This is a genomic window from Jeotgalicoccus sp. ATCC 8456 (genome assembly GCF_016313225.1).
Lineage (GTDB): Bacteria > Bacillota > Bacilli > Staphylococcales > Salinicoccaceae > Jeotgalicoccus > Jeotgalicoccus marinus.
The window spans coordinates 205,809-231,874 of record NZ_CP066224.1; the positions used below are offsets into that span (position 1 = coordinate 205,809).

The following is a 26,066-nucleotide window of genomic DNA, read 5'->3' on the forward strand; positions in this document are numbered from 1 at the left end:
TTATCATGCCAAAAATGAAGACGCATAAAGGCTATGCTAAACGAATTAAGAAAACTGGTACAGGCAAATTCAAACGTTCACAAGCTTTCACAAGTCACTTATTTGCTAACAAAACAACTAAACAAAAACGCCACTTAAGAAAATCTGCATTAGTTGCTAAATCTGATGCGAAACGCTTAGTACACTTATTAGCTAAATCTGCAAAATAATATATTAAAAGGAGGAGTTAGAAATGGCTCGCGTAAAAAATGGTTTAACTTCACGTAAAAGACGTAAAAAAGTATTAAAACAAGCAAAAGGTTATTTTGGTGCGAAGAGCACTTTATATAGAACAGCGAAACAAGCTGTCATCAAATCAGGTCAGTATGCATACCGTGACCGTAAACAGAAGAAAAGCGAATTCCGTAAATTATGGATTTCACGTATCAACGCTGCTGCACGTAACCACGACATCAGCTACAGCCGTCTAATGAACGGTCTTAAAGTTGCTGGCATCGATATCAACAGAAAAATGCTTTCTGAAATTGCAATTTCAGATGATAAGGCATTTGGTGAAATCGTAGAACAAGCTAAAAAAGCTTTAAACTAATTGTATTATAAGCTCCCATTGTTGGGAGCTTTTTTGTTATGTTTTTAAATGGAGGTATACATATGATTGAGAACTCAGAAATAATGATGATGGGAATCACCGCATTGGTTACGGTCCTGTTACCATTTATCTTCATACTTGTATTACGTTTTAAATTTAAAACACGGTGGCTTCCTATCTTAATAGGGACTCTAGTATTTGTCGTATTTGCTTTAGTATTAGAGCAAATTTTACATATGATTGTACTCAACCCCGGAGTAGATGGTAGTGTGTCCTTAAGAGATAATTCACCATGGCTATTTGTTTTATATGGTGTACTTGCAGCAGGAATATTTGAAGAAACAGGAAGATTGCTTGCCTTTTTAATCACAAAGAAATGGTATAAGGATATTGACAGTGCCATCTCTTACGGTATCGGACACGGTGGGATTGAAGCCATATTAGTCGTCGGACTTGCTATGGTGAATTCTATTATTATTGCCTTTATGGTGAATTCCGGATCACCACTATTAAATGACATACCGATTCCAAGAGAGGAATTAATCAATAGCCAAGCATGGTATATGTATTTACTAGCAATTTTTGAACGCATCATCGCTATGAGTCTACACATCGCGCTGTCTGTCATTGTCTTTGGCGCGGTCATGATGAAAGGAAAATGGTATTTATACCCACTTGCGATATTGCTACACGCACTCGCAAATGTTACAGCTGCAATGATGAAGGCAGGCCTGCTAACTAACCCTTGGCTCATGTATAGTGGCTTAATTGTCGTAACAGCTATCGTTATATTTATTGCCTATAGATTAATTAAAAACTATCAGCGTGATCCCTTGATTTAAAATCAAGGGATTTTTTTGTGGAATTCGGTGACTTTGTGAGAACTCGTGAAAATACGATTTCAACCATCCACCAAAGCGCGAAATCCCTCAATCGTACACTAGGCTTGTGATTGAAGAATTCCTTTATATATCAACATTGTAAGCGATAACAAAATTTCAAAAAATCTATAGACATGAGCGATTAAATGGACTATATTTGAAAGGTAATTTGATATATAAATAAAGGGAGAAACAAAGGGGAGTCTTATTATGGAGACAATAGTATCGTTTTTAAACGATATAGTTTGGAGTTGGCCACTGCCTGTCTTATTAGTGGTCGTCGGACTATATTTCTCGCTTAGAATGAAATTTTTCCAAGTGAGATATTTAAAAGACATGTTGCGTCTTATGTTAAAAGGGGAGAAATCTGATCAAGGAATTTCAAGTTTTCAGGCAATCGCTGTAACACTAGCTGGACGAGTGGGTACAGGTAACATCGTTGGTGTATCAACAGCAATTTTCCTTGGTGGTCCGGGTGCAGTGTTCTGGATGTGGCTGATAGCATTTTTAGGTGCGGGTAGTGCCTTCGCTGAATCGACGCTTGCGCAAGTTTATAAGCAAAGGGAAGACGCACAGTACCGCGGGGGACCGGCTTACTATCTAGAAAAGGGGATAGGTGGTACGTTCGGTAAGATATACGGTATGTTGTTTGCGGTGGTTACAGTTATTTCTTGTGGTATTCTCTTACCTGGGATTCAGTCAAATTCAATCGCAAGTTCTGCAGTCAACGCTTTTCCAATTGATAATTGGATGATTGGAGTATTTATTGCTTTAATATTAGGTGCTGTTATCTTTGGTGGAATCAAGTCAATTGCAAATGTTGCTACAATCTTAGTACCGTTCATGGCTGTTGCTTACATAATAGTAGCTGTCATCATTGTAATTATGAACATCTCTGAAGTACCGGCATTACTTGCATTGATTTTTAGAAGTGCTTTTGGCCTAGAACAACAGTTTGCAGGTATACTTGGTGCCATGATTATGATCGGTATCAAACGTGGTCTATATTCAAACGAAGCAGGGCAAGGTACAGGCGCACACGCTGCTGGTGCAACTGAAGTATCTCACCCAGCTAAACAAGGGTTAGTACAATCATTTTCTGTATATATTGACACATTATTTGTATGTACTGCGACTGCCTTAATGATTTTAATGACAGGAATGTACAACGTATCAGATGATAACGGTGGACTCATAGTGGACAATGGGGTATATCAAGAAGCAGCGGATGGTAGCCGAGATGTCAGTGGAACAGTTGCCTTTACTCAAGCCAGTATCGATAAAGCCTTCTCAAGCCAAGATTCATTCAATATTGATTTTATAGGCTTTGGCTCATACTTTATTGCTTTTGCCTTACTGTTCTTCTGTTATACAACGATATTGGCCTACTACTATATTGCAGAAACCAACGTTATGTATATTACTAGAGGTAAGATGACTTGGTTAAAACCAGTATTAGGTGTCGCTCTAATTGCGTCAGCAGTGTACGGTACACTATCAACAGCTGATGTTGCATGGATGATGGGTGATGTCGGGGTCGGTATGATGGCTTGGATTAACGTCATCGGTATCATCATTCTTCAAAAACCGACACTAGCAATCTTCAAGGACTACGAGCGGCAATACAAACTTAAGAAACAAGGTAAGCTTGAAGGTGAGATTATTTATCGACCAGGTGAGAATGATGGCCTTAAAGGTGAAACATTCTGGCATAGACGTGTTCATGAAGTAGAAAATAAAGCTGAATATGGCTATCCTAAATCCTAGGAAAATACAATAAGCACCCTAATCAGGGTGCTTATAACTTTTATAAATATGATAAACTACAAATAAGGAATTAAAAAGGAGCATTATTAAATGGATAAACAACTTGAAATGTTAAAAGATTTAACAGATGTCAATGGTATTGCTGGCTTTGAATCAGCAGTCAAAGGCAAGGTTAAAGCCTATATTGAGCCTTTAAGTGATGAAATTATTGAAGACAACTTAGGTGGAATCTTTGGTAAGAAACGTAGTGAGTCGGGTACTAAGACGATTTTAGTTGGTGGCCACTTAGATGAAATCGGCTTTATGGTCACTGAAATTGATGATAATGGATTCTTAAAATTCTCACCTGTCGGTGGCTGGTGGAACCAAGTCATGTTATCACAGCGCATGAGTATCACAACAGGTGAAGGAAAACAGCTGACTGGTGTGATTGGATCAAAACCCCCACATGTACTCACGGCTGAAGAAAGAAAAAAACCAGTTGAAATCAAAGATATGTTTATTGATATCGGTGTCGCTTCAAAAGAAGAAGCAAGAGAAGCGGGTGTAGAGCTTGGAGATATGGTGACACCATATACTGAGTTTACCGAGCTTGCTAATGAAAATTACCTGCTTGCAAAAGCTTGGGACAACCGCTTTGGGACTGCACTATCCATTGATTTATTAAAATCTGTAAAGGATGACAACTTAAATATTAACTTAGTCTCAGGTGCGACAGTACAAGAAGAAGTCGGCCTACGTGGTGCAAAAGTTGCTGCAAACAAGGTAAAGCCTGACCTTGCGATCGCAGTTGATGTTGGACTTGCAATGGATACACCAGGAATGAAGTCATCGAATGGTACAGGTGATTTAGGTAAAGGCCCACTTCTACTTTTACTTGACGGCTCAAACATTGGCCACGTACCATTTAGAAAACACATTCAAAAAGTCGCAGCAGAAAAAGACATTCCATATCAACTTCAAGTCATCCAAGGTGGCGGTACTGATGCGGGTTCTTTCCATGTGTCTAACGAAGGTGTACCATCAGTTGCGATCGGTGTACCCCTTCGTTATATGCACTCAAACGTCTCTATTATGCACCGTGAGGACTACCAAAATGCAGTCAAGCTTGTTGCGGAAGTTGTCAAATCACTCGATGACAGTAAGGTGGACGAAATCATTTGGTAAAAGAAGTTATCTCCTCAAAGGATAATAAACAAGTAAAAAACTACCGTAAACTGAACACGAGACAAGGCCGTAAAAAATCAGGCTTGTATCTAGTTGAAGGAGTACACCTAGTAGAAGAAGCTCTTAAAAGCCAGATTGATATTGAAATAATCATTGTTACTGACGGCTTTAAACATGGCTTAGACTTATCAAATCAACGCACGATGTTTGTGACCGATGAAGTGATGAAGTCACTGTCAACCTTAGATACACCACCTGGTATTGTTGCAGTATTAAAGGAAAGTAAAGCGACTGGTTTGTCATATAAACGCGTCTTACTTCTAGAAGATGTTCAGGATCCTGGTAATCTCGGAACCTTAATTCGAACTGCTGATGCTTTTGGTTTTAAGACAATAATTCTAACACCAAAAGCTGCAGATCCATTTAATCCTAAAGTACTAAGAGCAGCTCAAGGTAGCCATTTTCATTTAAATATTATCACTCGGGAGGTTTCAGAAGCAGCAATGGCCTTTAAAGGGATTAAGATAGGTACAGCGCTAGACAATGCAGTGTACATTGATAGCTTCCAACAACCGGATGATGATATCATGCTCGTTTTAGGAAATGAAGGCAACGGCTTATCTTCTGAAGCCCTCGAGTTGATGGACATCAATGCAAAAATTGATATGACTGGTGACAGTGAAAGTTTGAATGTAGCGATTGCTGGTGCCATACTCATGCATCACTTTAAATCTTGATTTTAAGTCACAATTAGTTATAATTATAGTATCAACTTTATAGACATACTTCGGTAGAAGTCAGAAATAAATGATTATAGAGACCGTCAAAGAGAACATTAATAGAGCTGAAAATTAATGTACGGTTTTAATCAGTGTTCATCTGATTGATGAAGTTATGGGGTGTGCGTCACCTTATATAGATGCGTTTAAGTGTCTGCTTCATGCAGAAAATTAGGTGGTACCACGGAACTCCGTCCTTTTATATAAGGACGGAGTTTTATTTTTTAATGAGGAGATGAAGGGCAATGACAGATACTATGTCAACGTTGTATAAAGAATTTGAAGAACAGTTAAAAAGTGTTTCTTCAAGACAAGAACTGACTCAACTAAAAGTTGAATATCTCGGTAAAAAAGGTCATGTGACTGGATTAATGAAAGAAATGAAAAATCTTTCTAATGAAGAAAAACCTGCCTATGGTCAGAAGGTAAATGAATTAAGAACTTCAATAGAAAGTGAAATTGATGAACTTGAAGCTGAATTAAAAGCTGAGGCTCTCAATGAAAAGCTTGCCAATGAAACAATTGATGTGACGCTTCCTGGTCGTTCTACAGAAATTGGAGGCGCCCATCCGATTACGCGAATCATCGATGATATTGAAGATTTCTTTATTGGTTTAGGTTATGAAATTAAAGAAGGCTATGAAGTCGAACAGGATTACTATAACTTTGAAGCGCTAAATCTTCCAAAAGCACACCCTGCAAGAGATATGCAAGATAGCTTCTACATATCTGAAGATATATTACTGCGTACGCATACTTCACCCGTTCAAGCACGTACGCTCGAAGCGAGCAATGGCGTCGGACCTGTGAAAATAATTTGTCCAGGTAAAGTGTACCGACGTGATAGTGATGATGCAACACACTCTCACCAATTTACGCAAATCGAAGGTTTGGTAGTGGATAAGAACATCCACCTGTCAGATTTAAAAGGGACCTTAGAGTTATTCGCTAAGGAAATGTTCGGTGAAGACCGTGAGGTCAGACTCCGTCCGAGTTACTTCCCATTCACTGAGCCAAGTGTCGAAGTAGATATTTCATGCTTCAAGTGTAAAGGGTCAGGTTGTAACGTATGTAAAAAGACAGGTTGGATTGAAATATTAGGTGCCGGTATGGTTCATCCAAATGTTCTAGAGATGGCTGGCTTTGACTCGAAAGAATATTCAGGCTTTGCTTTTGGTATGGGTCCAGACCGTGTTGCGATGCTAAAATACGGAATAGAGGATATTAGACATTTATATACCAATGACCTTAGATTCATTGATCAATTTATTCCGACAGAAGATGGAGGTCAAAAAGATGAGAGTATCTAGAGAATGGTTAGAAACATTTATAGACATTAATGTATCGACTGATGAACTTTCAGAAACGATTACACGCGGTGGAATTGAAGTCGATAGCATTGACGACTATACATTAGATGTTAATAATCTCGTTGTTGGTTACGTCAAATCAGTCGAGCCGCATCCAGAGGCAGATAGACTGAATCTATGTCAAGTTGATGTTGGAGAAGAAACAGTCCAGATTGTCTGCGGGGCACCGAATGTCAAGGAAGATTCATACGTTGCTGCTGTACTTCCAGGCGGTCGTTTACCTGGTGGCGTAAAAATTAAACGTGCGAAACTCCGCGGTGAAAAATCAGAGGGTATGATTTGTTCACTTCAAGAACTCGGTATTAAAGAAGAATTCGTACCTGAAGAATATAAGCATGGTATCTTCATGTTTAACACTAAACAAACACCAGGTGAAGATGCATTAAAAGCATTATATTTAAGTGATCAAGTCCTTGATTTTGATTTAACACCAAACCGTAAGGACGCCTTATCTATGATTGGTGCAGCTTATGAAACTAGCGCACTATTCGGTGGTGAAGTAAAAGCACCGAATATTAGTGTTAATGAAGCAGATGAAACAGTAACGACTAGTGTGAAGAACGAAGACTCTAGTGCAGTACCGTTTTATGCCCTTCGTGAAGTTAAAGACATTGTGATTCAACCGGCGCCACTCTGGATGCAAGTGCGTTTAATTAAAGCAGGTATTCGACCAATTAACAACGTTGTTGATATTTCAAACTATGTTCTTTTAGAGTTTGGCCAACCCTTACACATGTTCGATAAAAACCGAATTCAAGCAGATGAAATCGTGACACGACGTGCCGAGGAAAATGAGAAATTCACTACATTAGATGGTAAAGAGCGAGTTTTATCAGCTGAAGATATTGTTATCACTAATGGTGAATATCCAATCGCCTTAGCGGGTGTCATGGGGGGATTAAATACTGAGGTAACGGATCAGACAACTAACGTTGTTATTGAATCTGCCCTGTTTGATCCCGTAAGAGTTAGAAAAACAAGTAGCCGCCTTAACCTTCGTAGTGAAGCGTCTCAACGTTTTGAAAAGGGCCCTTCTCATGAGTTTGTGCTTGCTGCATTAAATAGAGCCGCTTATCTCTTAGAAAAATATGCGAGTGCGACAACACTTAACGGTGTCAGTAGTGATGGTGTACTTAATCTCGAGAACAGTGTAATCACAACATCTTCAGACTTCATCAACAACCGTCTCGGTACGGATTTACCGTCGAGTGAAATCTTAAATACTTTAGAGCGACTTGGTCTAGGCGCTAAAAAGACAGGAGACATGATTGAAGTCATTGTCCCATCTCGCCGAGATGATTTAAAAATTCCTGAGGACATTTCTGAAGAAGTCGCACGTATTTATGGTTACGACAATGTACCATCTTCACTACCTAAATACAGTGAGATTACACCAGGGCGTCTGACAGATGAGCAAGCAAAAACACGTGTTATTAAACGCCAACTCAACGCTCATGGCCTCTCTGAAGCAATCAATTATGCACTGACTAGTGAAGATAGAATCGGAGAGTTTACACAAATTAAAGAAGGCCTAAAATTACTTATGCCGATGAGTGAAGACCGTTCGATATTAAGAACGTCACTCATTCCACACTTAGTCGACAACGCGACGTATAATGTGAACCGCCAACAAAAGAATGTTGCCATATTTGAAATCGGCAATATCTTTGTTACAAACGGTCAAGATAAGCTCCCTGATGAAGTGTTGAAAATTGCAGGTCTTATGACTGGTGTTCATCACCAGACGCAATGGGAGAAATCTGGTCAAGCCTCAGATTTCTATACTTTAAAAGGAATTGTTGAAGCAATTTTTGAAAAACTGAATTTAAGTAATCGAGTCAATTATCACAGTGCAAGTCATTTTGATGAATTACACCCAGGTCGTAGCGCTGAAATTACTTTAGATAATAAAGTCGTTGGTCTAATTGGTGAGCTTCATCCAACTTATGGTGAAGCACATGACCTCGGTCAAACGGTTGTTTTTGAGCTGAATCTAGAAGAAATATTCTCATACAAGACCGGAAATATCTTATATGAGTTTCTACCAAAATACCCATCAATTTCTAGAGATATCGCCTTAGAAGTGGAAGATTCAGTGAGCGTTCAAACCATCATTGATACGATGAAATCAAATGCATCGAAACATCTCATCGATGTGTATCCTTTTGATGTTTACCAAGGTGAGCATATTGAAGAAGGTAAAAAATCAATTGCACTCCATCTAACTTATTTAGATCGAGAACAAACCCTAACGGATAAGGATGTCGAAGCACTTCATCAACCAGTCATCGATGCGCTCGTTGACAAGGGATATACAATTAGATAATAATGATTTCGCACTTACTGACCACGGTTAGTGAGTGCGATTCTACTTCTTCTGTCTTGAATAAACAAAATAGGATAAGTATAATGTGAATAAACTAAAATAGTGTGTGACATGACTAAAGATTAGGGGGCGAAGTCGAATGAGTGAACAGAAAAACCGCATATCTGTAAGAATTTACAACGAGAATTATACCTTAGTAGGCTCTGAGGACGAGGCACATTTAAGGCACATAGCCGAAGAGGTTAATGATAAGATTACAGCGATTGCAAAGATGAGCCCAGGACTAGATACAACTAGAAAAGCAGTACTTACGGCTTGTAATATAATGGACGATTATATAAAGTTAAAAGAAAAATGCGATGCACTCGAAAGAGAAGTGGACGCGCTTAAAAAAGGGAACTAAACTATGACATTTATAATATTAATCATTCTGTTGATTGGGTTAATTGTAGGGTATCGTAGAGGTATTATCCTACAATCCTTACATTTTATTGGCACCATTGCTGCAGTGATTATTGCAGCCACTAATTATGAAACACTCGGTAGTCGTTTTTACCTGGTGATGCCTTATCCATCGACAGCAGCTCCAAACCCAGTATTAGAAAACGTGGCGAATCAAGAATATGCTTACTACTATATGTTTGCTTTCTTCATTATCTTTATTATTAGTAAGATTATCATTCAGATTATTGTCAGTGGGTTTGATTACTTCCAACAAGTGGCTTCTGGTGGTCTAATTACAAGTATCATCGGTAGTATAATTGGTTTAATCGAAGTCATTTACGTACTCGCAGTTATCTTGTTCTTCGTTGCTACAGTACCATTTGCACCAGTTCAAGAAGCAATTGTTGAATCTGGCCTTGCTAACTTTATAATGGATCACACATTTATTATTTCCGATAAGTTAATAGAATGGATACAAGTAGAGTCATAGAAATATGGCTCTTTTTTTGGAGGAAACTATGGTAAAAAAAGATGTGATTAGACTCTTAGAAACAATCGCAGTCTATATGGAATTAAACCTTGAAAATAGCTTTAAAGTGTCAGCTTATAGAAAAGCTGCAGCTGCACTAGAAAGTGATGAACGGACACTGAAAGAAATTGATAATGTTTCATCAATTAAAGGCATCGGAAAAGGGACCTCAGCAGTTATCAATGAATTTATTGAAAGTGGACAATCGACCGTCTTAAAAGAACTGGAAGATAAAGTACCAAACGGTCTAGTGCGCATGTTAAAAATACCGAATCTTGGCCCAAAGAGAATTGCAAAAATTCATGAAGCACTCGGTATCGATAGTCTAGAAGCATTAAAAAAAGCCTGCCAAAACAATGAAATTAGTAATATGCCAGGTTTTGGTAATAAAACTGAAGAGAATATATTAAAATCCATCGATCTCGTGATCAGTCGACCTGAGCGTTACCCAATCGATAAGATTCTCAAATTTAAGACACTGATTACAAAGACGATTGATGAGATGGACCAGGTTGTTCAATACGATATGGCAGGGAGTTCAAGACGCCTAAAAGAGACGTCTAGGGACTTGGACTTTATCGTTAAGACAAATGATATTGAGGGCTTTACCCACCATATTTTACAAGCGGACTTTGTGAGTGATGTCGTAAGCCGTGGTGACAAGAAATTATCAATTGAGATTGAACATGACTTTGATAAGATCAATGTGGATTTTAGATTCGTTCAAGGTGATGAATATATTTCGACACTGCAGCACTTTACAGGGTCAAAAGACCACAATGTTAAAATGCGTCAAATTGCGAAAGCGCATGGCGAGAAGATTAGTGAGTATGGTGTGGAAACTAAAGATGGCCTAAAAACATTTGAATCTGAAGCGGCATTTTACGATTATTTCGGTCTGCCTTTTATTCCGCCGAGTATGAGAGAAACAGGTAAAGAAACGGAAATTGATATCAGTGAAATTATTTCAGAAGACGATATCAATGGTGATCTCCATATGCATACAATCGCTAGTGATGGTGCGAATTCCATCGTCGAGATGGTTGAGAAGGCTAGGGAGAAAAATTATAGCTATATTGTCATTACCGACCATTCAAAGAGTTTGATTGTGGCAAATGGTCTATCAGAAGCACGCTTGTTAGCTCAAGTAGAAGAAATTAAAAAGATTAACGCGCAATACGATGATATTGATGTGTATAGTGGTATCGAGATGGATATTTTAGCAGATGGTCGCCTCGATTATGATGATGAAGTATTGAAGCAACTAGACTATGTTATCGCTGCGATCCATTCTAGTTTTCAGCAGAGTGAAGACGAGATTATGAAGCGTTTGAAAAATGCGATGGATAATCCTTACGTCAGACATATTGCCCATCCGACTGGCCGCCTGATTGGTCAAAGAACGGGTTATCCTGTTAATATGGAAGCACTATTTGACTATGCTAAAAAGACGGGCACTGTTTTAGAAATAAATGCGAATCCAAAACGACTCGATCTTTCGAGTGCTGTTATTTCTAATAAAGACAACCTGTTCACTGTGAATACAGATGCCCATCACACAGACCATTTTGATTTTATGAAGTACGGTGTTGCGACCCTACAAAAAGGTTTTGTTCATAAGTCTCAAGTGATCAATACGATGAACCGTCAGGCATTTAAAGATTTTATTAATAAAGGTAAGCAGAGTGATATAAATGAATGAAAAAACATTTAAGACTTTAGAATTCGATAAAATTCTCGAGACACTTAAAACGTTCGCTATCTCTAAAAAGACAAGCGAAGCGCTTGATTTCTCTATAGTTGAGCGAGACCGTGACTTAATTGAGCGAAACATTTTAGAAGTGGACGATGCTTCTACTATGATTCGCCATCGTCACGTTGAACTCGCTGGAATTAGTGATATCAAACCTTACATCAAGCGAGCGGAAATCGGCAGTATTTTAGGTGTAAGTGAATTTAATAGCATTAGAAGTATATTAAATCGTAAAAAGATGCTAGAAAATTTAATTCGCTCTTTTGAAGAGGATGAAATATTTTTAGAACATATTAAAGGTTACATTGAAAATCTTGAAGATATTCATGTCTTGTACAAGAGAATTACTGAAACGGTTGATGAAGTCGCAGTCTTAGATCATGCTTCTTCTGAGCTCTTAAGAATTCGCCGTAAAATCGGGTCAGAAGAACAAAAGGTTAAAGATCGTCTAAATGATATCGTCAGAAAGAACCAAAGAAAACTAAGTGACAGTATAATAACGACTCGGAATGGCCGCTATGTGATTCCTGTTAATGTAGACTATCGTAGTGAATTTAAAGGGATTGTGCATGACTCATCACAGAGTGGACAAACCATTTATGTCGAGCCGACTGCGATTGTCGAATTGACGAATAATATTTCACAGCTAAAAGAAAAAGAACAAGTTGAAGTGACTAAAATACTGAGTGACTTAACGAATGAAACAGCTGGCTATGCCGACGTACTTTATCAGCATGATGAAAATTTACATCATATAGATATGGTCTTTACTAAGGCGAAGTACGGGGCTTCAATTAAAGGGACTAAGCCGACGATTATCGATGATCAATCGATTCGACTCATCAGTGCCTATCATCCGCTTTTAGATGCAGAAACAGCAGTTAAGAATGATATCGTTATTGATCAAAAGACACAAGCAGTTATCATTACTGGACCCAATACCGGTGGTAAAACGGTGACGATTAAAACGGCAGGTCTGTCAGTATTAATGGCACAGGCTGGGATTCCTATACCTGCTAGGGATGGCTCTGAAATATCGATATTTAAGGAAGTCTATGCAGATATTGGTGATGAGCAATCTATAGAGCAATCCCTGTCAACCTTTTCGAGTCACATGGTGAACATATCTGATATTTTAAGGCGGGTAAACAGTGATTCACTCGTTATCCTTGATGAGCTTGGTGCAGGGACAGATCCAGAAGAAGGTGCAGCGCTCGCGATTAGTATTATTGAATACTTACTGGCTAATCAAGCGAAAGTCATAGCGACAACGCACTACCCACAGCTTAAATCCTTCTCTTATACGCGTGAAGATGTTTTGAATGCGAGTATGGAGTTTGACGTAGAAAGTCTTTCTCCAACTTATCGATTGTTGATGGGGATTCCAGGTAAGTCAAATGCCTTTGAAATCTCATCTAAACTCGGTTTAGAAGAAACGGTGATTGAACGTGCAAGAACTTTAACTGGCCGAGATAATATGGAAGTCAATGAGATGATTTCTGCCCTTGAACGTCATACTTCTAAAGTACGTGATTCAGAAATTGAAACGACTGAGTTACTAAAAGAATCAGAGCGTCTGTATCAAGACCTTCGTAATCAATATGAACAGTACAATCAAATGAAAGAGAAGATGATTGATAAGGCACAAGAAGAAGCCAATCGTATTGTTAAACAAAGAGAACTAGAAGCAGAAGAAATAATCAAAGAGCTTGAAATGATGAAAGAATTAGGTGTAGATAGCATTCAAGAACATGAACTTATCGATAAGAAAAAAGCCTTATCTGATGCCTATTATCAAAAGGATATTAAGAAAGATATTCGAAATGAAAAAGTCGAAACGCTTGAGGTTGGTGATGAGGTGGACGTATTAACCTACGGTCAAAAAGGTGAAATTATCGATGTAAGTGATGATGAAGTCACCGTTCAGATGGGTATTATCAAGATGAAGCTAGATAAGTCTGAAGTGAAGAAAAGGAAAGCCAAAAAGGTTGAAAAACCAGTGACTATCCGTCAAAATAAAACTCAAGTCAATCGAACATTGGACCTTCGGGGTGAGCGGTATGAGGATGCGCTAATTAAATTAGAGCAGTACCTAGATCAAGTCTTGCTCTCTAACTATGCTGAAGTAGAAATTATCCATGGTAAGGGAACAGGTGCACTTCAAAAAGGTGTCCAGCAGTACTTGAGACGCCATCCCAAGGTCGCGTCCTTTAGAGGTGGGATGCCTTCAGAAGGTGGTTTTGGTGTGACGATTGTAGAAATGAAATAGGTGAATGTATGGATAATTTTGATATGTACAAACTGGCTAAAATACTGATAGCCGTAGGTATAATCATGTTTTTAAGCGGTATTGTGTACTTGGTTTTCCTCGTCTAAGCAATACCGTTGAGTGAGAAAATAAATTGTTGTATACTTAAACCAATATAAAAATGGAGGTAGTTTTAGATGGCTATTATTGAAGTAAACGATTCAAGTTTTAAAGAAGAAGTTGGCAGTGGATTAACACTAGTAGATTTTTGGGCACCATGGTGCGGGCCTTGTAAAATGATCGCTCCAATTTTAGAAGAATTAGCACCTGAAGTTGAAGGAAAAGCAAACATTGCTAAATTAAATGTTGATGATAACCAAGCAACTGCAAGTGAGTATGAAGTAATGAGTATTCCAACTTTAATTCTTTTCAAAGACGGCGAGCCTGTTGACAAAGTAGTTGGATTCCAACCTAAAGAACAGCTTTCAGCTTTAATTGAAAAACACGCATAAGTCATAAGTCGCCATTCGGCGGCTTTTTTTATATAAAGAAGGGATTATATGAGCGAATTAAAACTAAAACTATCCATTTTGCCGACTGAACCTGGTTGTTACCTAATGAAAAATAAGGACCAGGAAATTATATACGTTGGTAAGGCGAAAAATTTAAGAAACAGAGTGCGTTCTTATTTTTCTGGTGCACATGATGAAAAAACCATGCGTCTCGTCCAAGATATTACAGACTTCGACTATATAGTTACAGGCTCAGAAATTGAATCATTGCTCCTAGAAAACACTCTGATTAAAAAGCATTTACCGAGATACAATATCCTCTTAAAAGACGATAAGAGTTACCCCTTTATAAAGATTACAAAAGAAGAGCATCCAAAGCTCGTCGTGACACGGACCGTAAAGCCGAATTCAGGTAAATACTTTGGACCCTATCCAAATGCCTACAGTGCACATGAAACAAAAAAACTGTTAGACAGAATTTATCCCCTAAGAAAGTGCAATGTCATGCCAGATAAATTATGTCTGTACTATCACATCGGACAATGTCTCGGCCCTTGTGTATTCAATGTGACAGAAGAACAAAACCAGAAGATGATTGATGGCATCACGAGTTTTTTAAACGGCGAAACCGACGAAGTGATGAAAGAATTACAAGAGAAGATGGAAACAGCAGCAGAAGCCTTAGAATTTGAAAAGGCTAAAGAATATCGTGATCTGATGGGGCATATTGAAAACACGATGTTAAAACAAAATGTACTCACCAATGATATGACAGCAAGAGACTGTTTCGGTTACGCGGTTGAGAACGGCTGGATGTCTGTATCAGTACTCTTTATAAGAAGCGGTAAACTCATCGAGAAGAAAGCTGAGATGTTTCCTTTAAACGATGACATAGAAGAAGAGTTCTTTAGATTCATCGTTCATTTCTATGATGTAAAATCGAACTTAATGCCTAAGGAAATTCATATTCCTAAAAACTTCAATGTAGAGTTGTTAAATGAAGCCTTACCCGTTAATGTTAAAGCGCCACAAAGAGGTGCCAAAAAAGAAATGGTGGACCTTGCGAGTAAAAATGCGAACATCGCGATCGGTAATAAATTCGAAATGATCAAAAGAGACGAAGCACGTACGATTCATGCGATTGATACACTCGGAGAACTGATGAATATTGAAACGCCGAGGAGAATTGAAGCCTTTGATAACTCCAATATTCAAGGTGTGGATCCTGTCAGTGTAATGGTGTCCTTTATAGACGGTAAACCTTCTAAAAAAGACTACAGAAAATATAAGATTAAAACTGTGGAAGGTCCGGATGATTATGCTTCAATGGCTGAGGTCGTGAGAAGAAGGTATACAAGAGTCTTAAAAGAAAGTTTACCACTACCAGACTTGATCATCGTTGACGGGGGTGTTGGCCATATGAACACGGTTAAAGGTGTCTTATTAAATGAATTGTCCCTAGACATTCCAGTTGCAGGACTAAGGAAAGATGATAAGCACTCGACAGCTGAATTATTATACGGAGAACAAGCTGAAGTCGTACCGATGAAAAAGAATTCACAGAGTTTCTATTTACTCCAGAGGATACAAGATGAAGTACACAGATTTGCAATTTCTTTCCATAGGAACACAAGGCGGAAGACAACCATTGCTTCACAGCTAGATAATATTGAAGGGGTCGGCCCCTCTAGAAAACGAAAATTGCTCAAAGAATTTGGTTCTGTGAAAAAGATGAAAGAGAAAAATACAGAGGATTTTATGGCCATCGGAATACCCAAAAATGTAGCTGAGAATATTTCTCAAAAGCTAGGTGAATAAAGGATTCTAAAAGAATGTAAGTATATTACACAAATGCCCAAAGTCGCCTTGATTTGTTTTTTAACAAAGAGTAAAATGATAAGTAAAGTTTATTGACAATTAGTTAGGGGGGTCTTTTGTGTCGAATCAGGATTCAGGTTTTTACATTCGCAGATTACATTCATTACTTGGAGTTATTCCGTTGGGCGTATTTTTAATCCAGCACTTGTTGGTTAACTTTACGGCTACATACAGTGAAGAGGCTTTTAACTTTGCTGCAGGGATTATGGGTAACCTGCCATTTGTTATTTTGCTAGAAATTTTCATCATTTATTTACCAATACTTTTCCATGGTATTTACGGTATTTACATCGCATTTACTGCTAAGATGAACGTTGGTCATTATAGCACTTACCGAAACTGGATGTTTGTTCTGCAAAGAATTTCAGGGGTTATTGCATTTATTTTTATTGCAGTTCACGTTTACCAGACGCGTTTCCAAGTGTTCTTAGGTGAAGAAGTGAATTTCCAAATGGTTGAAGAAGTCGTTGCCAATCCATTCTGGTTAGTATTTTGGATTGTTGGTGTGGTAGCAACTGTCTTCCACTTTGCCAACGGTTTATGGTCATTCATGATTACATGGGGTATTACGCAATCTAACAAATCACAGCAGCTTATGTCTTACGTCGCAATTTTAGTATTCTTAGTGATCAGCACAATTGGTTTAATGGCAATATTTGCGTTTGTATAAAAGGAGTGTAAATAATGGCGGATAATAAAGTAATCGTTGTCGGCGGGGGTCTCGCTGGTTTAATGGCAACGATCAAAGCAGCAGAATCAGGAGCGAATATCGATCTTTTCTCAATCGTTCCTGTTAAAAGATCACACTCAGTGTGCGCACAAGGTGGAATTAACGGTGCGGTAAATACGAAGGGTGAAGGTGACTCACCGCTTATTCACTTCGATGATACCGTTTACGGTGGAGACTTTTTAGCGAACCAGCCTCCAGTTAAAGCGATGACAGAAGCAGCACCGAAAATTATTCACTTACTTGACCGTATGGGTGTAATGTTTAACAGAACATCTGAAGGACTTTTAGACTTTAGACGTTTTGGTGGAACGCTTCACCACCGTACAGCTTATGCTGGTGCAACAACAGGTCAGCAATTACTGTACGCGCTAGATGAGCAAGTGAGAAGTTATGAAGTTAAAGGACAGGTAGATAAATACGAAGGTTGGGAATTCCTTGGTGTCGTTATCGACGATGAAGGGAAAGCACGTGGTATTACTGCCCAGGAGATTACATCTGGAGAGATTAAAACCTTTAAAGCAGATGCAGTTATCATGGCAACTGGTGGACCAGGAATTATCTTCGGTAAATCAACAAACTCTATGATCAATACAGGTTCTGCAGCATCGATCGTTTATCAGCAAGGTGCAGTCTATGCGAATGGTGAGTTCATCCAAATTCACCCAACTGCCATTCCTGGTGACGACAAGTTACGTCTGATGAGTGAATCGGCACGTGGTGAAGGTGGTCGTGTTTGGACCTATAAAGACGGTAAGCCTTGGTACTTCCTAGAGGAAAAATACCCGGATTACGGTAACCTAGTGCCACGTGATATTGCGACACGTGAAATCTTTGATGTGTGCGTGAATCAGAAGTTAGGTATTAACGGTGAAAACATGGTATACCTAGACCTTTCTCACAAGGACCCACATGAACTGGATGTCAAACTTGGTGGTATCATAGAAATCTATGAGAAATTCACTGGTGATGACCCAAGAAAGGTACCAATGAAGATCTTCCCAGCAGTGCACTACTCTATGGGTGGTTTATATGTTGACTACGATCAAATGACTTCAGTACCTGGTTTATTTGCTGCAGGTGAATGTGATTATTCACAACACGGTGGTAACCGCCTGGGTGCGAACTCATTACTATCTGCAATTTACGGTGGTATGGTTGCTGGACCAAAAGCGATTGAATACGTTAACGGTCTAGATAAGTCTTATGAAGACTTAGATGAGTCATTATATGAAAAACACGCTCAGGTAGAGCAGGAGAAATTCGACAACATCCTAGCGATGGACGGTACAGAGAATGCATATGTAATCCATAAGGAACTCGGTGAAATTATGACAGCGAATGTAACTGTTGTACGTCACAACGACAAATTGCTTGAAACTGATAAGAAAATCGTTGAATTGATGGAACGTTACAAAAACATCAATATTAATGACACTCAAAAATGGTCGAACCAAGCTGCTTTCTTTACACGTCAGCTATGGAACATGTTAGTCTTGGCTCGAGTGATTACGATTGGTGCATACAACCGTAATGAATCACGTGGGGCTCACTTTAAACCTGAATTCCCAGACCGTAACGATGAAGAATGGTTGAAAACGACAAAAGCGTCATACGATGGACCGACAAATGCGCCTAAGTTCGAATACGAAGATGTGGACGTAAGTTTAATTCCACCACGTATCCGTGACTATTCTACTAAACATTAAGAAAGGGATGGCTGAAAATGAGTAATGCAACTGATACAAAAACAATTAAGTTAAGCATAAAGCGTCAAGAAAACCAAGAAGCATCAAGCTATTGGGAAGAGTTTGAAATTCCATATCGCCCGAATATGAACGTGATCAGTGCCTTAATGGAAATTCAAAGAAACCCAGTTAATGCTAAGGGGCAAAAAACAACTGCGGTTACTTGGGACTCAAGCTGTCTTGAGGAAGTCTGCGGTGCGTGTTCTATGGTGATTAACGGCAGTGCCCGTCAATCATGTACAGCACTAATTGATCAGTTCGAACAACCGATTAAATTAGAGCCAATGAGTACTTTCCCAGTAATCAGAGATTTACAAGTCGATCGTTCATTTATGTTCGATAACTTAAAACGTGTGAAAGCTTGGGTACCAATCGATGGTACATACGACCTTGGTCCAGGACCAAGAATGCCTGAGAAAAAACGCCAGGTTGCTTATGAACTCTCTAAATGTATGTCATGTGGTGTATGTTTAGAAGTATGTCCAAACGTTAATAGTAAATCTAAATTCATGGGTGCAGCACCAATTTCACAAGTTAGATTATTTAACCTACACCCAACAGGTAGTATGACTAAAAACGAACGCCTAGATGCTCTAATGGGTACAGGTGGTATTGCTGAATGTGGTATGGCACAGAACTGTGTTGAAGCTTGTCCTAAAGGGATTCCTTTAACGACTTCAATCGCTTCAATGCAACGTGAAACTACTTTCCATATGTTTAAATCATTCTTTGGTTCAGACCACCAAGTAAACTAAGTTTACGGTTGGATTGAAGGTTAAAATAAGCTCACTATTTAACAGCTATGGTTAGTTTTAACTGTGCTACAAGTAGTGAGCTTTTTACCTTTGTGGATTGGATAAGTATTGAACTGATTGGCTTAGACGCCTTGTTTTGTTATTATATTAATAATGACACATAAGGGGACTAGAAATTATGTACGGAGAAGCTGAGATTATTTCAATAGAAAAATCCTTACGCTACATTGCTGCTAGAGTGAGGGCAAATGGTCGTGAGATTTTAAAGGATCACGAAATCTCTCCACTTCAATTTATTGCACTGCAATGGGTTGGAGATAAGGAAGGGATTACTATTGGTGAGCTGTCGAATAGGTTGTATTTAGCGCACTCAACAACAACTGATATCGTAGATAAATTAGAACGCTCAAATTACGTTAAACGTCAGCGCTCTACAAAAGATAAGCGTCTAGTCTTAGTGAGTATGGAAGAACGTGGGCGAACACTGATTCAATTAGTGATCGATAAGCGAGTGGAATACATTTCTAAAATTACAGGTGACTTAAGTGAGGACAAAAAAGCAATCTTACCTGTTGTTTTAGAAGAGGTTTTACAAGAAAGTGAGCGATATATTAATGATTAAACCGATTGGCATTATGGATTCAGGCGTCGGTGGATTAACCGTAGCGAGTGAAGTCATGCACGCTTTGCCTTCGGAGACGATCTACTACTTCGCTGATACAATTAACTGTCCATACGGACCAAAAGACACAGCCGCTGTGTATAGACATACTAAAGCGGCTGTTCAATTTTTAATAGAACAAGGTGTCAAAGCAATTATCATTGCATGTAACACTGCTACAGCTGCAGTCATGCCAGAACTGCAAAAAGAGGTGGACATCCCACTCTATGGTGTAATTACCCCTGGTGCACTCGGTGCAGTCAGGAAGAGTAAGAACAGTGAAATACTCCTCTTAGCGACAGAAGGCACAGTAAAATCAGGTGAGTATGAAAAGGCAATTTTTGACTTTGATAGTGAAGTCACAGTGCATAGTCTCGCCTGTCCTGAATTTGTGACCTTAATCGAAAGTGGAGACTATAAAAATCACAAGCTTACTCAAGAAGTGATTGAACAGTCACTTAAAGCTTATAAAGATACAAGAGCAGATACTGTAATTTTAGGCTGTACACACTTTCCTTTAATCGAACGTGAAATCGATAAATTTTTCGATGGCAAAAAAGAAATTGTCGATGCAGGCTTTGAGACTGTCAATATTGCCTTAAACCAAATGTATCGCCAGGATTTGTTGATCTCAGAAAAACATCAACCTGTGCATCAATTTTTTATTCATGGGGAAAATTACACTTTTGAAACCATTCTAACAAGTTGGATCAAAGATATAGATTATAAAATAAAATATATATGGCTAAGTGAGGAGAACGAATATGAGTAAAATTGTGATTGCGAGTGGAAACCAAGGTAAGATCAATGACTTTAAAGCAATTTTTTCTGACTATGAAGTTGTCGGGATCAAAGAAATTTTACCGAATTTTGATGTTGAAGAAACCGGCGTGACATTTAGAGAAAATGCGGTATTAAAAAGTGAAGCAGCCGCAAAAGCTTTAAATCTACCGGTTATTAGTGATGACTCAGGACTATCAGTTGAAGCCCTAGACGGCCGTCCAGGCGTTTATTCTGCACGCTATTCAGGTGAACATGGCAACGACCAGAAAAACAATGAAAAGCTACTAAATGAATTATCAGGTGTAGAAAATAGAGCTGCTTACTTTACTTGTGTTTTAGCCTTAACGATTCCAGGAGAAGAAACTCGTACCTACGAAGGCACACTCCTAGGTGAAATTCTAACAGAAGCACATGGTGAAGGTGGCTTTGGTTACGATCCACTATTTAAAACTTTAGATGGGATTTACCTTGGTGAGATTAATTCTGAAGAAAAAGGGAAGATAAGTCATAGAGGAAAAGCTTTAGAAAAATTAATGAATGATGAAGCAGTATTTGAAAAGCTAAAGAAATGAGGGGTTGAGTTCGATGAGAGTATTAGTCATTAGTGATAATCACAGTGAAAAAAATATTCTGACTGAAGTGTATGAGACAGTAAAACCAGATGAGGCAATTCATTTAGGGGATAGTGAATTTCCATACGACGATGAAGAAATGCAGCAATTTTTAAGAGTTACAGGTAACACAGATAAAGATTCAGCGTATCCAAAAGAAGGACTCTTAGAAGAAACATCTATGTTCTATACACATGGACATTTATATGGCATTAAATCAAACCGAAATGAACTTGCAGCTAAAGCAGAAGAAGTCGGTGCGAAGTATGCCTTATATGGACACTCACATGTGGCTAAAATAGAGAAGATTAATGGAGTCTATGCCATTAATCCAGGCAGTATTTCATCCTCACGTAACGAGTATCCAGAAAGTTATTTAGTCATTGATACAGAGAGTAAAATTGCGTCATACTATAGTAGAAAACATCAGTTGATGGATGAATTTAACTTAAACAACTAAGGATTGAGTGTATGAAAGTACAAATCGATGAAACGTTAATGCTGAGACAGCTAAAAGTACGTGAATATCAGACCATGTTTGATCTTGTAGATAAGAACCGAGAACAACTAAGAGAATGGTTGCCTTGGGTAGATTATGTTACCGAAGCAGAAAGCTATAAGAAGACGATTCAGGCTTGGATAGAGTCGAATGATGCCAACCAGTCGATGACCTTAGGTGTGTACCTAGAAGGTCATCTCGTCGGTATGTGTGGCTTCAATACAATCGATCTATTGAATAAAAGAGGTGCCATAGGTTATTGGTTAGCCGAAGGCTATAATGGGCAAGGTATCATGACACGTGCCGTAAGAGGACTCGTGGATTATGGCTTTAAACAACTCGAGCTTCATAGAGTAGAAATCTCTGCAGGAGTAGAAAATGTAAAGAGTCGTAAAATTCCTGAGCGATTAGGCTTTGAAGAAGAAGCACTGTTGAAAGAATATGAATTTTTGTATGATCACTTTCACGATTTAGTCCAATATCGTATGATGAAAAGAGACTGGTTAACGAAAAATTAACATTGGTTACAAAAAATCAAAAAATGCATTGACTTTCAGTATGCACTTTGATTATAATAGAACTTGTGTTAATTAAGTCGTGTCCTGGTAGCTCAGCAGGATAGAGCAATGGCCTTCTAAGCCATCGGTCGGGGGTTCGAATCCCTCCCAGGACGTCTGAATACTTTTTTAAACCCTATTAATCACCGTTAATCGTTGATTTAATAGGGTTTTTATTTTTTTGTCATGTGATTTGAAGTGATTAAAAGTGAATATAGCTGTCAATATTCTGTCAACGAAACACATACCCTTATGGGGTATCATTATTTTCTATAGAATTTAGGATATCTTTAACGACACTTTCTGATTGTTCTTTTGAACTATTAAAACGATGTCCATAGAATTCACGTGTAATATTTATGTTCGCATGTCCAACACGTTTTGATACATGTTCATCATCGACACCTTTATCGATTAAGTAGGTAATGTGTGTATGTCTGAGAGAGTGTAGGACTTTATGTCCTTTGATGTCACCATTGTCTAATGCTTTTCTAAAGTGCTGTTTAATAGCAGTGTTAGATCGTTTGAGGAATGTGCCATTTAAATTGATTTTAAGAGCTTCTATTTGTTCTTTAATATATTTGCTATCTTCATATGATAATTCCACTGTGCGCTTAGCATTTATCGTTTTACCACCACGTATAAATATCGTTTCCTTTTCAAAATCAAAATCTTCATATCTTAGATTACTTACTTCACCAAATCTAGCACCTGTGACATGTAAGATGAATAAAAATAATCCGCTTGGTGTATTCATTTCTTTAATGACTTCTTTTAACTTCTCGTACTCAAAATCTTCCATAAACTTAACATGTTCAGGCATATCTTCAATCTCACTTTCTAAACGAGCATTAAATGTAGGATTACGTTTTGCGATTCCATCGTAGACTGCCTGCTCATAACATGCTCTGATTGCTTGATGATCTTTCTTCATGGTACCTAATGTATATTGTTCGCCTAGTTGATTAATATACTCTTGATATTCACGTTGTGTGACATCATTAGGACGTACATTATCACCAAAGTAGAGTAGGAACTTTCTAAGAGCATTAAAGTATCTCAAATAGGTTTTATGAGTGACGTACTTCTCTTTATACGTTTCTACCCACAAGGTAAAGTATTGAGCGAAGTTTAGATGAGCATATTTATTTTGTTGTTTAATAGGATTTTCTAGTATCTTTTCTATAACCATTTTAGCTTCTTTCTTAGTCGCAAAACCTTGCTGTCTATACCGTTTGTTTTTATATGAAAAATCAAATCCCCACTTACCATTTATCTTCTTCGGTTCCATTGTATCCCTCCTAAAACTGTATTCCAGAGACTTTAGAATGATTGACTAGCATATCTATCCTTTTAAGTGCAACGTCCTCACAAACGCCAAAATACGCCATTAAATCCGTTGCCTGATAGAGTCTATTTTTGGTGATTAGCTTTTCTGGCATCTGTAGGAGTAGTCCAAACTTTTCAGCTTCTGCTTCTTGGTACTCGTTGTATGCTCTAGGCATATTGTGTTGATGTGTGGCGTGTAAAAACATGTGTCCTGCTTCATGGCAGAATGCTTTGAACATCTCATGCTTTTTATCGAATTTAAGCCCGATAATGTCTACGCTTGCCTTCTGTACATAAAAGTTGGATTGGTGGTTATACAGTATGTGTACATCAAACATGTACGCTAGGTGTTCTATATTCAGATCGTGTACATCTAATATGGATAAATCCACGATGTCATTAACTTTCTGTTCGATTCTCATGTCAAAACCCCTTTATTTTAGAACATATGTTCGGTTTAAAGTTTAAAAAATTACTGACCACTGTATAAAACCAATGGTCAGTTGGTTGTTACTTATCAGCTATTTGGCTTAATAGGTTGATGATTTCATCATTTTGTTCAATTATTTTATCGTTCTGCTTAATCAATTCATCGTTCTGTGCAGCTAACATAAATGATTGTTTAAGTTGATTGTTGTAGTAATTGAATGTGGCTTGCTTTTCCATATTGAATGTCAACATACCAAAAGCATTATAAAATTTATCGAACGAAGCCATCATATTCTGTGATTGGTAAGAGTGTTTAGTTACGTCGGTAGGGTTATCAAATCCGTGTTTATTTAATGGTTCTTTCTTGTTTTCTACACGTTTATTCTTTTCGTATTCACGAACTTCTTTAAAAGAAACTTTTTCATTCTTTTGTGTGGTTTCACCTTTAGAAAACTTTTTCCAATCCATACAAACACCTACTTATCTTTATTCTGCTTATACTTCAAGAACTCAATCTTCTCATTAATCTCACGGATCAATTCTTTCTTCACATCATCTGGTAGGCTATCGAATGCTTCTTTGTCGTCGAACATGAAGGAGTCGAAGTCGTCAGATGAAAAGTTTTCACTATCAGTTTTACCTAATAAATAATCTGTAGTCACATCGTAGAGTTCGGATATCTTCACTAGCATCTCATTGTCAGGCTTACGATGACCGTACTCATAACCAGAATATGTGCTATTGGCAATGTTCAAACGTCTAGCAGCTTCTGTCTTAGACCACCCTTTACCTTCTCTTAAAGAAATCAAACGATTAACATCCATATTTAACACTCTTTCATATGTGAATTTACTCTTATTGTAGCGTTTTAATGCGTATAGAGAAATATATTTTTCAAAAAGCGTAATAAAAGTGTTGACTTACGCAAAACGCATAAGTATAATACTAATTAAGAGTTACGCATTACGAGTAATAATTGGTCGCCGATATGATGGATATCTAGCGAAAGTGAGCTATCATGTAGCTATTGACGATAAAGAAGCAGTACAACTTATCCCGTTTAATCGCACAGCCTGGCACTCAGGGGATGGTATGGGTAATGGGAATATGCGTTCAATCGGTATCGAAATTTGTTACTCAATGGATAATGGATATTCAGGCTCTAAATCAGCCAGATATAAAGCGGCAGAGGAAAACGCAGCACTATATATCGCTCACGTGCTTAAACAATACGGTTGGGGAATGGATAGACTGAAAAGACACTATGACTGGTCAGGCAAAGACTGTCCACACAAGATGCACGCTACAGGCACTTATCAAGCATTCAGAAACCGTGTACAAGCACATCTCAATGCGTTAAATAAAGGTACAGTGGCTAGTAAGCCATCTGCTAAACCGGCAAGCAAGAAGGAATTAGTGAATACTGGTGGCTGGAAGAAAAATAAATATGGTACACAGTATATGAAGAAAAAAGGCACATGGAAAAACGGTAGCACTAGAGTTATGAGTCGCTTTGGCAGTCCATTTAGATCAGCACCTGAAGGTGGTTGGGCGAATCCTGGTTGGAAGTGTAACTATGACGAGATTGTTCGTCAGGACGGTCACATTTGGTTAGGTTACACGGTAAGTGGTAAACGTAAGTATATTCCAGTGAAAACATGGAATAGTAAAACTGGCGAAGTTGGTAAAGACTGGGGTACATTTAGTTAAACAAACACATTACA

Annotated in this window: 27 protein-coding genes and 1 tRNA gene; 24 read left to right on the forward strand and 4 right to left on the reverse strand. The window is 38.2% G+C overall.

Going from position 1 to position 26,066, the window contains the following annotated elements:
* The first annotated feature begins 5 nt into the window (after window positions 1-5).
* The 23 genes from rpmI to JEM45_RS01255 all read left to right on the forward strand — a co-directional run bounded on the left by rpmI (window position 6) and on the right by JEM45_RS01255 (window position 22,700).
* The gene (gene rpmI / locus JEM45_RS01145; RefSeq protein WP_026866875.1) at window positions 6-209 is read left to right on the forward strand and encodes a 50S ribosomal protein L35; all 204 of its coding nucleotides are present in this window, start codon (window positions 6-8) and stop codon (window positions 207-209) included.
* Window positions 210-232: 23 nt separating this feature from the next.
* A complete protein-coding gene (rplT, locus tag JEM45_RS01150; RefSeq protein ID WP_026866876.1) occupies window positions 233-589 on the forward strand; it encodes a 50S ribosomal protein L20 in 357 nt (118 codons plus the stop codon).
* A gap of 62 nt (window positions 590-651) precedes the next feature.
* A complete protein-coding gene (locus JEM45_RS01155) occupies window positions 652-1,431 on the forward strand; it encodes a YhfC family intramembrane metalloprotease (RefSeq protein ID WP_198687568.1) in 780 nt (259 codons plus the stop codon).
* Window positions 1,432-1,677: 246 nt separating this feature from the next.
* A complete protein-coding gene (locus JEM45_RS01160) occupies window positions 1,678-3,237 on the forward strand; it encodes an alanine/glycine:cation symporter family protein (RefSeq protein WP_198687945.1) in 1,560 nt (519 codons plus the stop codon).
* A gap of 90 nt (window positions 3,238-3,327) precedes the next feature.
* Window positions 3,328-4,404 carry a M42 family metallopeptidase gene (locus JEM45_RS01165; protein WP_198687569.1) on the forward strand — a complete coding sequence of 359 codons (1,077 nt, stop codon included), beginning with the start codon at window positions 3,328-3,330 and terminating at the stop codon, window positions 4,402-4,404.
* Window positions 4,398-5,141 carry a TrmH family RNA methyltransferase gene (locus tag JEM45_RS01170; protein ID WP_166626769.1) on the forward strand — a complete coding sequence of 248 codons (744 nt, stop codon included), beginning with the start codon at window positions 4,398-4,400 and terminating at the stop codon, window positions 5,139-5,141. Before JEM45_RS01165 ends, JEM45_RS01170 begins: the two co-directional genes overlap by 7 nt.
* Window positions 5,142-5,428: 287 nt before the next feature.
* Entirely contained in the window at window positions 5,429-6,493 is a 1,065-nt protein-coding gene (gene pheS, locus JEM45_RS01175) for a phenylalanine--tRNA ligase subunit alpha (RefSeq protein WP_035856301.1), read from the forward strand.
* Window positions 6,480-8,879 (forward strand): phenylalanine--tRNA ligase subunit beta, encoded by a 2,400-nt coding sequence (pheT, locus tag JEM45_RS01180; protein ID WP_198687570.1) that lies wholly within the window; start codon window positions 6,480-6,482, stop codon window positions 8,877-8,879. The genes pheS and pheT overlap by 14 nt, the downstream gene beginning before the upstream one ends.
* A gap of 139 nt (window positions 8,880-9,018) precedes the next feature.
* Entirely contained in the window at window positions 9,019-9,282 is a 264-nt protein-coding gene (gene zapA, locus JEM45_RS01185; protein ID WP_026866883.1) for a cell division protein ZapA, read from the forward strand.
* 3 nt (window positions 9,283-9,285) lie between these two features.
* Window positions 9,286-9,813, forward strand: coding sequence for a CvpA family protein (locus tag JEM45_RS01190; RefSeq protein ID WP_026866884.1), 528 nt, complete (start codon window positions 9,286-9,288; stop codon window positions 9,811-9,813).
* Between the two features lie 28 nt (window positions 9,814-9,841).
* The gene (gene polX, locus JEM45_RS01195) at window positions 9,842-11,554 is read left to right on the forward strand and encodes a DNA polymerase/3'-5' exonuclease PolX (protein WP_198687571.1); all 1,713 of its coding nucleotides are present in this window, start codon (window positions 9,842-9,844) and stop codon (window positions 11,552-11,554) included.
* Window positions 11,547-13,874 (forward strand): endonuclease MutS2, encoded by a 2,328-nt coding sequence (locus JEM45_RS01200; protein WP_026866886.1) that lies wholly within the window; start codon window positions 11,547-11,549, stop codon window positions 13,872-13,874. Before polX ends, JEM45_RS01200 begins: the two co-directional genes overlap by 8 nt.
* Before the next feature lie 176 nt (window positions 13,875-14,050).
* Window positions 14,051-14,365 (forward strand): thioredoxin, encoded by a 315-nt coding sequence (gene trxA, locus JEM45_RS01205; RefSeq protein WP_026866887.1) that lies wholly within the window; start codon window positions 14,051-14,053, stop codon window positions 14,363-14,365.
* Window positions 14,366-14,413: 48 nt separating this feature from the next.
* On the forward strand, window positions 14,414-16,183 hold the full coding sequence (gene uvrC / locus JEM45_RS01210) for an excinuclease ABC subunit UvrC (RefSeq protein ID WP_198687572.1): 1,770 nt from the start codon (window positions 14,414-14,416) through the stop codon (window positions 16,181-16,183).
* Between the two features lie 118 nt (window positions 16,184-16,301).
* Window positions 16,302-16,913 (forward strand): succinate dehydrogenase cytochrome b558 subunit, encoded by a 612-nt coding sequence (locus JEM45_RS01215; RefSeq protein WP_026866889.1) that lies wholly within the window; start codon window positions 16,302-16,304, stop codon window positions 16,911-16,913.
* 14 nt (window positions 16,914-16,927) lie between these two features.
* The gene (gene sdhA, locus JEM45_RS01220) at window positions 16,928-18,679 is read left to right on the forward strand and encodes a succinate dehydrogenase flavoprotein subunit (RefSeq protein ID WP_026866890.1); all 1,752 of its coding nucleotides are present in this window, start codon (window positions 16,928-16,930) and stop codon (window positions 18,677-18,679) included.
* Between the two features lie 17 nt (window positions 18,680-18,696).
* Entirely contained in the window at window positions 18,697-19,473 is a 777-nt protein-coding gene (gene sdhB / locus JEM45_RS01225; RefSeq protein WP_051220509.1) for a succinate dehydrogenase iron-sulfur subunit, read from the forward strand.
* Between the two features lie 178 nt (window positions 19,474-19,651).
* Complete coding sequence (locus tag JEM45_RS01230; protein ID WP_026866892.1) at window positions 19,652-20,095, forward strand: MarR family winged helix-turn-helix transcriptional regulator; 444 nt, start codon at window positions 19,652-19,654, stop codon at window positions 20,093-20,095.
* Window positions 20,088-20,906, forward strand: a complete 819-nt coding sequence (gene murI, locus JEM45_RS01235) for a glutamate racemase (protein WP_026866893.1) — start codon at window positions 20,088-20,090, stop codon at window positions 20,904-20,906. The genes JEM45_RS01230 and murI overlap by 8 nt, the downstream gene beginning before the upstream one ends.
* A complete protein-coding gene (locus JEM45_RS01240; protein ID WP_198687573.1) occupies window positions 20,899-21,489 on the forward strand; it encodes an XTP/dITP diphosphatase in 591 nt (196 codons plus the stop codon). The genes murI and JEM45_RS01240 overlap by 8 nt, the downstream gene beginning before the upstream one ends.
* Window positions 21,490-21,502: 13 nt before the next feature.
* On the forward strand, window positions 21,503-21,988 hold the full coding sequence (locus tag JEM45_RS01245; protein WP_198687574.1) for a metallophosphoesterase family protein: 486 nt from the start codon (window positions 21,503-21,505) through the stop codon (window positions 21,986-21,988).
* 11 nt (window positions 21,989-21,999) lie between these two features.
* Window positions 22,000-22,545 carry a GNAT family N-acetyltransferase gene (locus JEM45_RS01250; RefSeq protein WP_026866896.1) on the forward strand — a complete coding sequence of 182 codons (546 nt, stop codon included), beginning with the start codon at window positions 22,000-22,002 and terminating at the stop codon, window positions 22,543-22,545.
* 81 nt (window positions 22,546-22,626) lie between these two features.
* Window positions 22,627-22,700, forward strand: a tRNA-Arg gene (locus tag JEM45_RS01255).
* A gap of 134 nt (window positions 22,701-22,834) precedes the next feature.
* On the opposite strand, the gene JEM45_RS01260 is transcribed toward JEM45_RS01255, so the two are convergent.
* From JEM45_RS01260 to JEM45_RS01275, 4 genes are all read right to left on the reverse strand, one after another.
* Window positions 22,835-23,875 (reverse strand): tyrosine-type recombinase/integrase, encoded by a 1,041-nt coding sequence (locus JEM45_RS01260; protein ID WP_198687575.1) that lies wholly within the window; start codon window positions 23,873-23,875, stop codon window positions 22,835-22,837.
* Window positions 23,876-23,885: 10 nt separating this feature from the next.
* Entirely contained in the window at window positions 23,886-24,335 is a 450-nt protein-coding gene (locus JEM45_RS01265) for an ImmA/IrrE family metallo-endopeptidase (protein WP_026866898.1), read from the reverse strand.
* Between the two features lie 88 nt (window positions 24,336-24,423).
* Entirely contained in the window at window positions 24,424-24,810 is a 387-nt protein-coding gene (locus JEM45_RS01270) for a hypothetical protein (RefSeq protein ID WP_235678882.1), read from the reverse strand.
* 8 nt (window positions 24,811-24,818) lie between these two features.
* The gene (locus JEM45_RS01275) at window positions 24,819-25,166 is read right to left on the reverse strand and encodes a helix-turn-helix domain-containing protein (protein ID WP_198687576.1); all 348 of its coding nucleotides are present in this window, start codon (window positions 25,164-25,166) and stop codon (window positions 24,819-24,821) included.
* 184 nt (window positions 25,167-25,350) lie between these two features.
* Between JEM45_RS01275 and JEM45_RS10900 the strand changes: the two genes are divergently transcribed.
* On the forward strand, window positions 25,351-26,052 hold the full coding sequence (locus JEM45_RS10900) for an SH3 domain-containing protein (protein WP_235678883.1): 702 nt from the start codon (window positions 25,351-25,353) through the stop codon (window positions 26,050-26,052).
* Window positions 26,053-26,066: the final 14 nt, after the last annotated feature.

Bases quoted from the DNA above. Each gene is read 5' to 3' on its own strand.
- rpmI (WP_026866875.1), top strand. From the start codon at position 6: ATGCCAAAAATGAAGACGCATAAAGGCTATGCTAAACGAATTAAGAAA.
- rplT (WP_026866876.1), top strand. From the start codon at position 233: ATGGCTCGCGTAAAAAATGGTTTAACTTCACGTAAAAGACGTAAAAAA.
- JEM45_RS01155 (WP_198687568.1), top strand. From the start codon at position 652: ATGATTGAGAACTCAGAAATAATGATGATGGGAATCACCGCATTGGTT.
- JEM45_RS01165 (WP_198687569.1), top strand. From the start codon at position 3,328: ATGGATAAACAACTTGAAATGTTAAAAGATTTAACAGATGTCAATGGT.
- pheS (WP_035856301.1), top strand. From the start codon at position 5,429: ATGACAGATACTATGTCAACGTTGTATAAAGAATTTGAAGAACAGTTA.
- pheT (WP_198687570.1), top strand. From the start codon at position 6,480: ATGAGAGTATCTAGAGAATGGTTAGAAACATTTATAGACATTAATGTA.
- zapA (WP_026866883.1), top strand. From the start codon at position 9,019: ATGAGTGAACAGAAAAACCGCATATCTGTAAGAATTTACAACGAGAAT.
- JEM45_RS01190 (WP_026866884.1), top strand. From the start codon at position 9,286: ATGACATTTATAATATTAATCATTCTGTTGATTGGGTTAATTGTAGGG.
- polX (WP_198687571.1), top strand. From the start codon at position 9,842: ATGGTAAAAAAAGATGTGATTAGACTCTTAGAAACAATCGCAGTCTAT.
- JEM45_RS01200 (WP_026866886.1), top strand. From the start codon at position 11,547: ATGAATGAAAAAACATTTAAGACTTTAGAATTCGATAAAATTCTCGAG.
- trxA (WP_026866887.1), top strand. From the start codon at position 14,051: ATGGCTATTATTGAAGTAAACGATTCAAGTTTTAAAGAAGAAGTTGGC.
- uvrC (WP_198687572.1), top strand. From the start codon at position 14,414: ATGAGCGAATTAAAACTAAAACTATCCATTTTGCCGACTGAACCTGGT.
- sdhA (WP_026866890.1), top strand. From the start codon at position 16,928: ATGGCGGATAATAAAGTAATCGTTGTCGGCGGGGGTCTCGCTGGTTTA.
- sdhB (WP_051220509.1), top strand. From the start codon at position 18,697: ATGAGTAATGCAACTGATACAAAAACAATTAAGTTAAGCATAAAGCGT.
- JEM45_RS01230 (WP_026866892.1), top strand. From the start codon at position 19,652: ATGTACGGAGAAGCTGAGATTATTTCAATAGAAAAATCCTTACGCTAC.
- murI (WP_026866893.1), top strand. From the start codon at position 20,088: ATGATTAAACCGATTGGCATTATGGATTCAGGCGTCGGTGGATTAACC.
- JEM45_RS01240 (WP_198687573.1), top strand. From the start codon at position 20,899: ATGAGTAAAATTGTGATTGCGAGTGGAAACCAAGGTAAGATCAATGAC.
- JEM45_RS01245 (WP_198687574.1), top strand. From the start codon at position 21,503: ATGAGAGTATTAGTCATTAGTGATAATCACAGTGAAAAAAATATTCTG.
- JEM45_RS01250 (WP_026866896.1), top strand. From the start codon at position 22,000: ATGAAAGTACAAATCGATGAAACGTTAATGCTGAGACAGCTAAAAGTA.
- JEM45_RS01260 (WP_198687575.1), bottom strand. From the start codon at position 23,875: ATGGAACCGAAGAAGATAAATGGTAAGTGGGGATTTGATTTTTCATAT.
- JEM45_RS01265 (WP_026866898.1), bottom strand. From the start codon at position 24,335: ATGAGAATCGAACAGAAAGTTAATGACATCGTGGATTTATCCATATTA.
- JEM45_RS01270 (WP_235678882.1), bottom strand. From the start codon at position 24,810: ATGGATTGGAAAAAGTTTTCTAAAGGTGAAACCACACAAAAGAATGAA.
- JEM45_RS01275 (WP_198687576.1), bottom strand. From the start codon at position 25,166: ATGGATGTTAATCGTTTGATTTCTTTAAGAGAAGGTAAAGGGTGGTCT.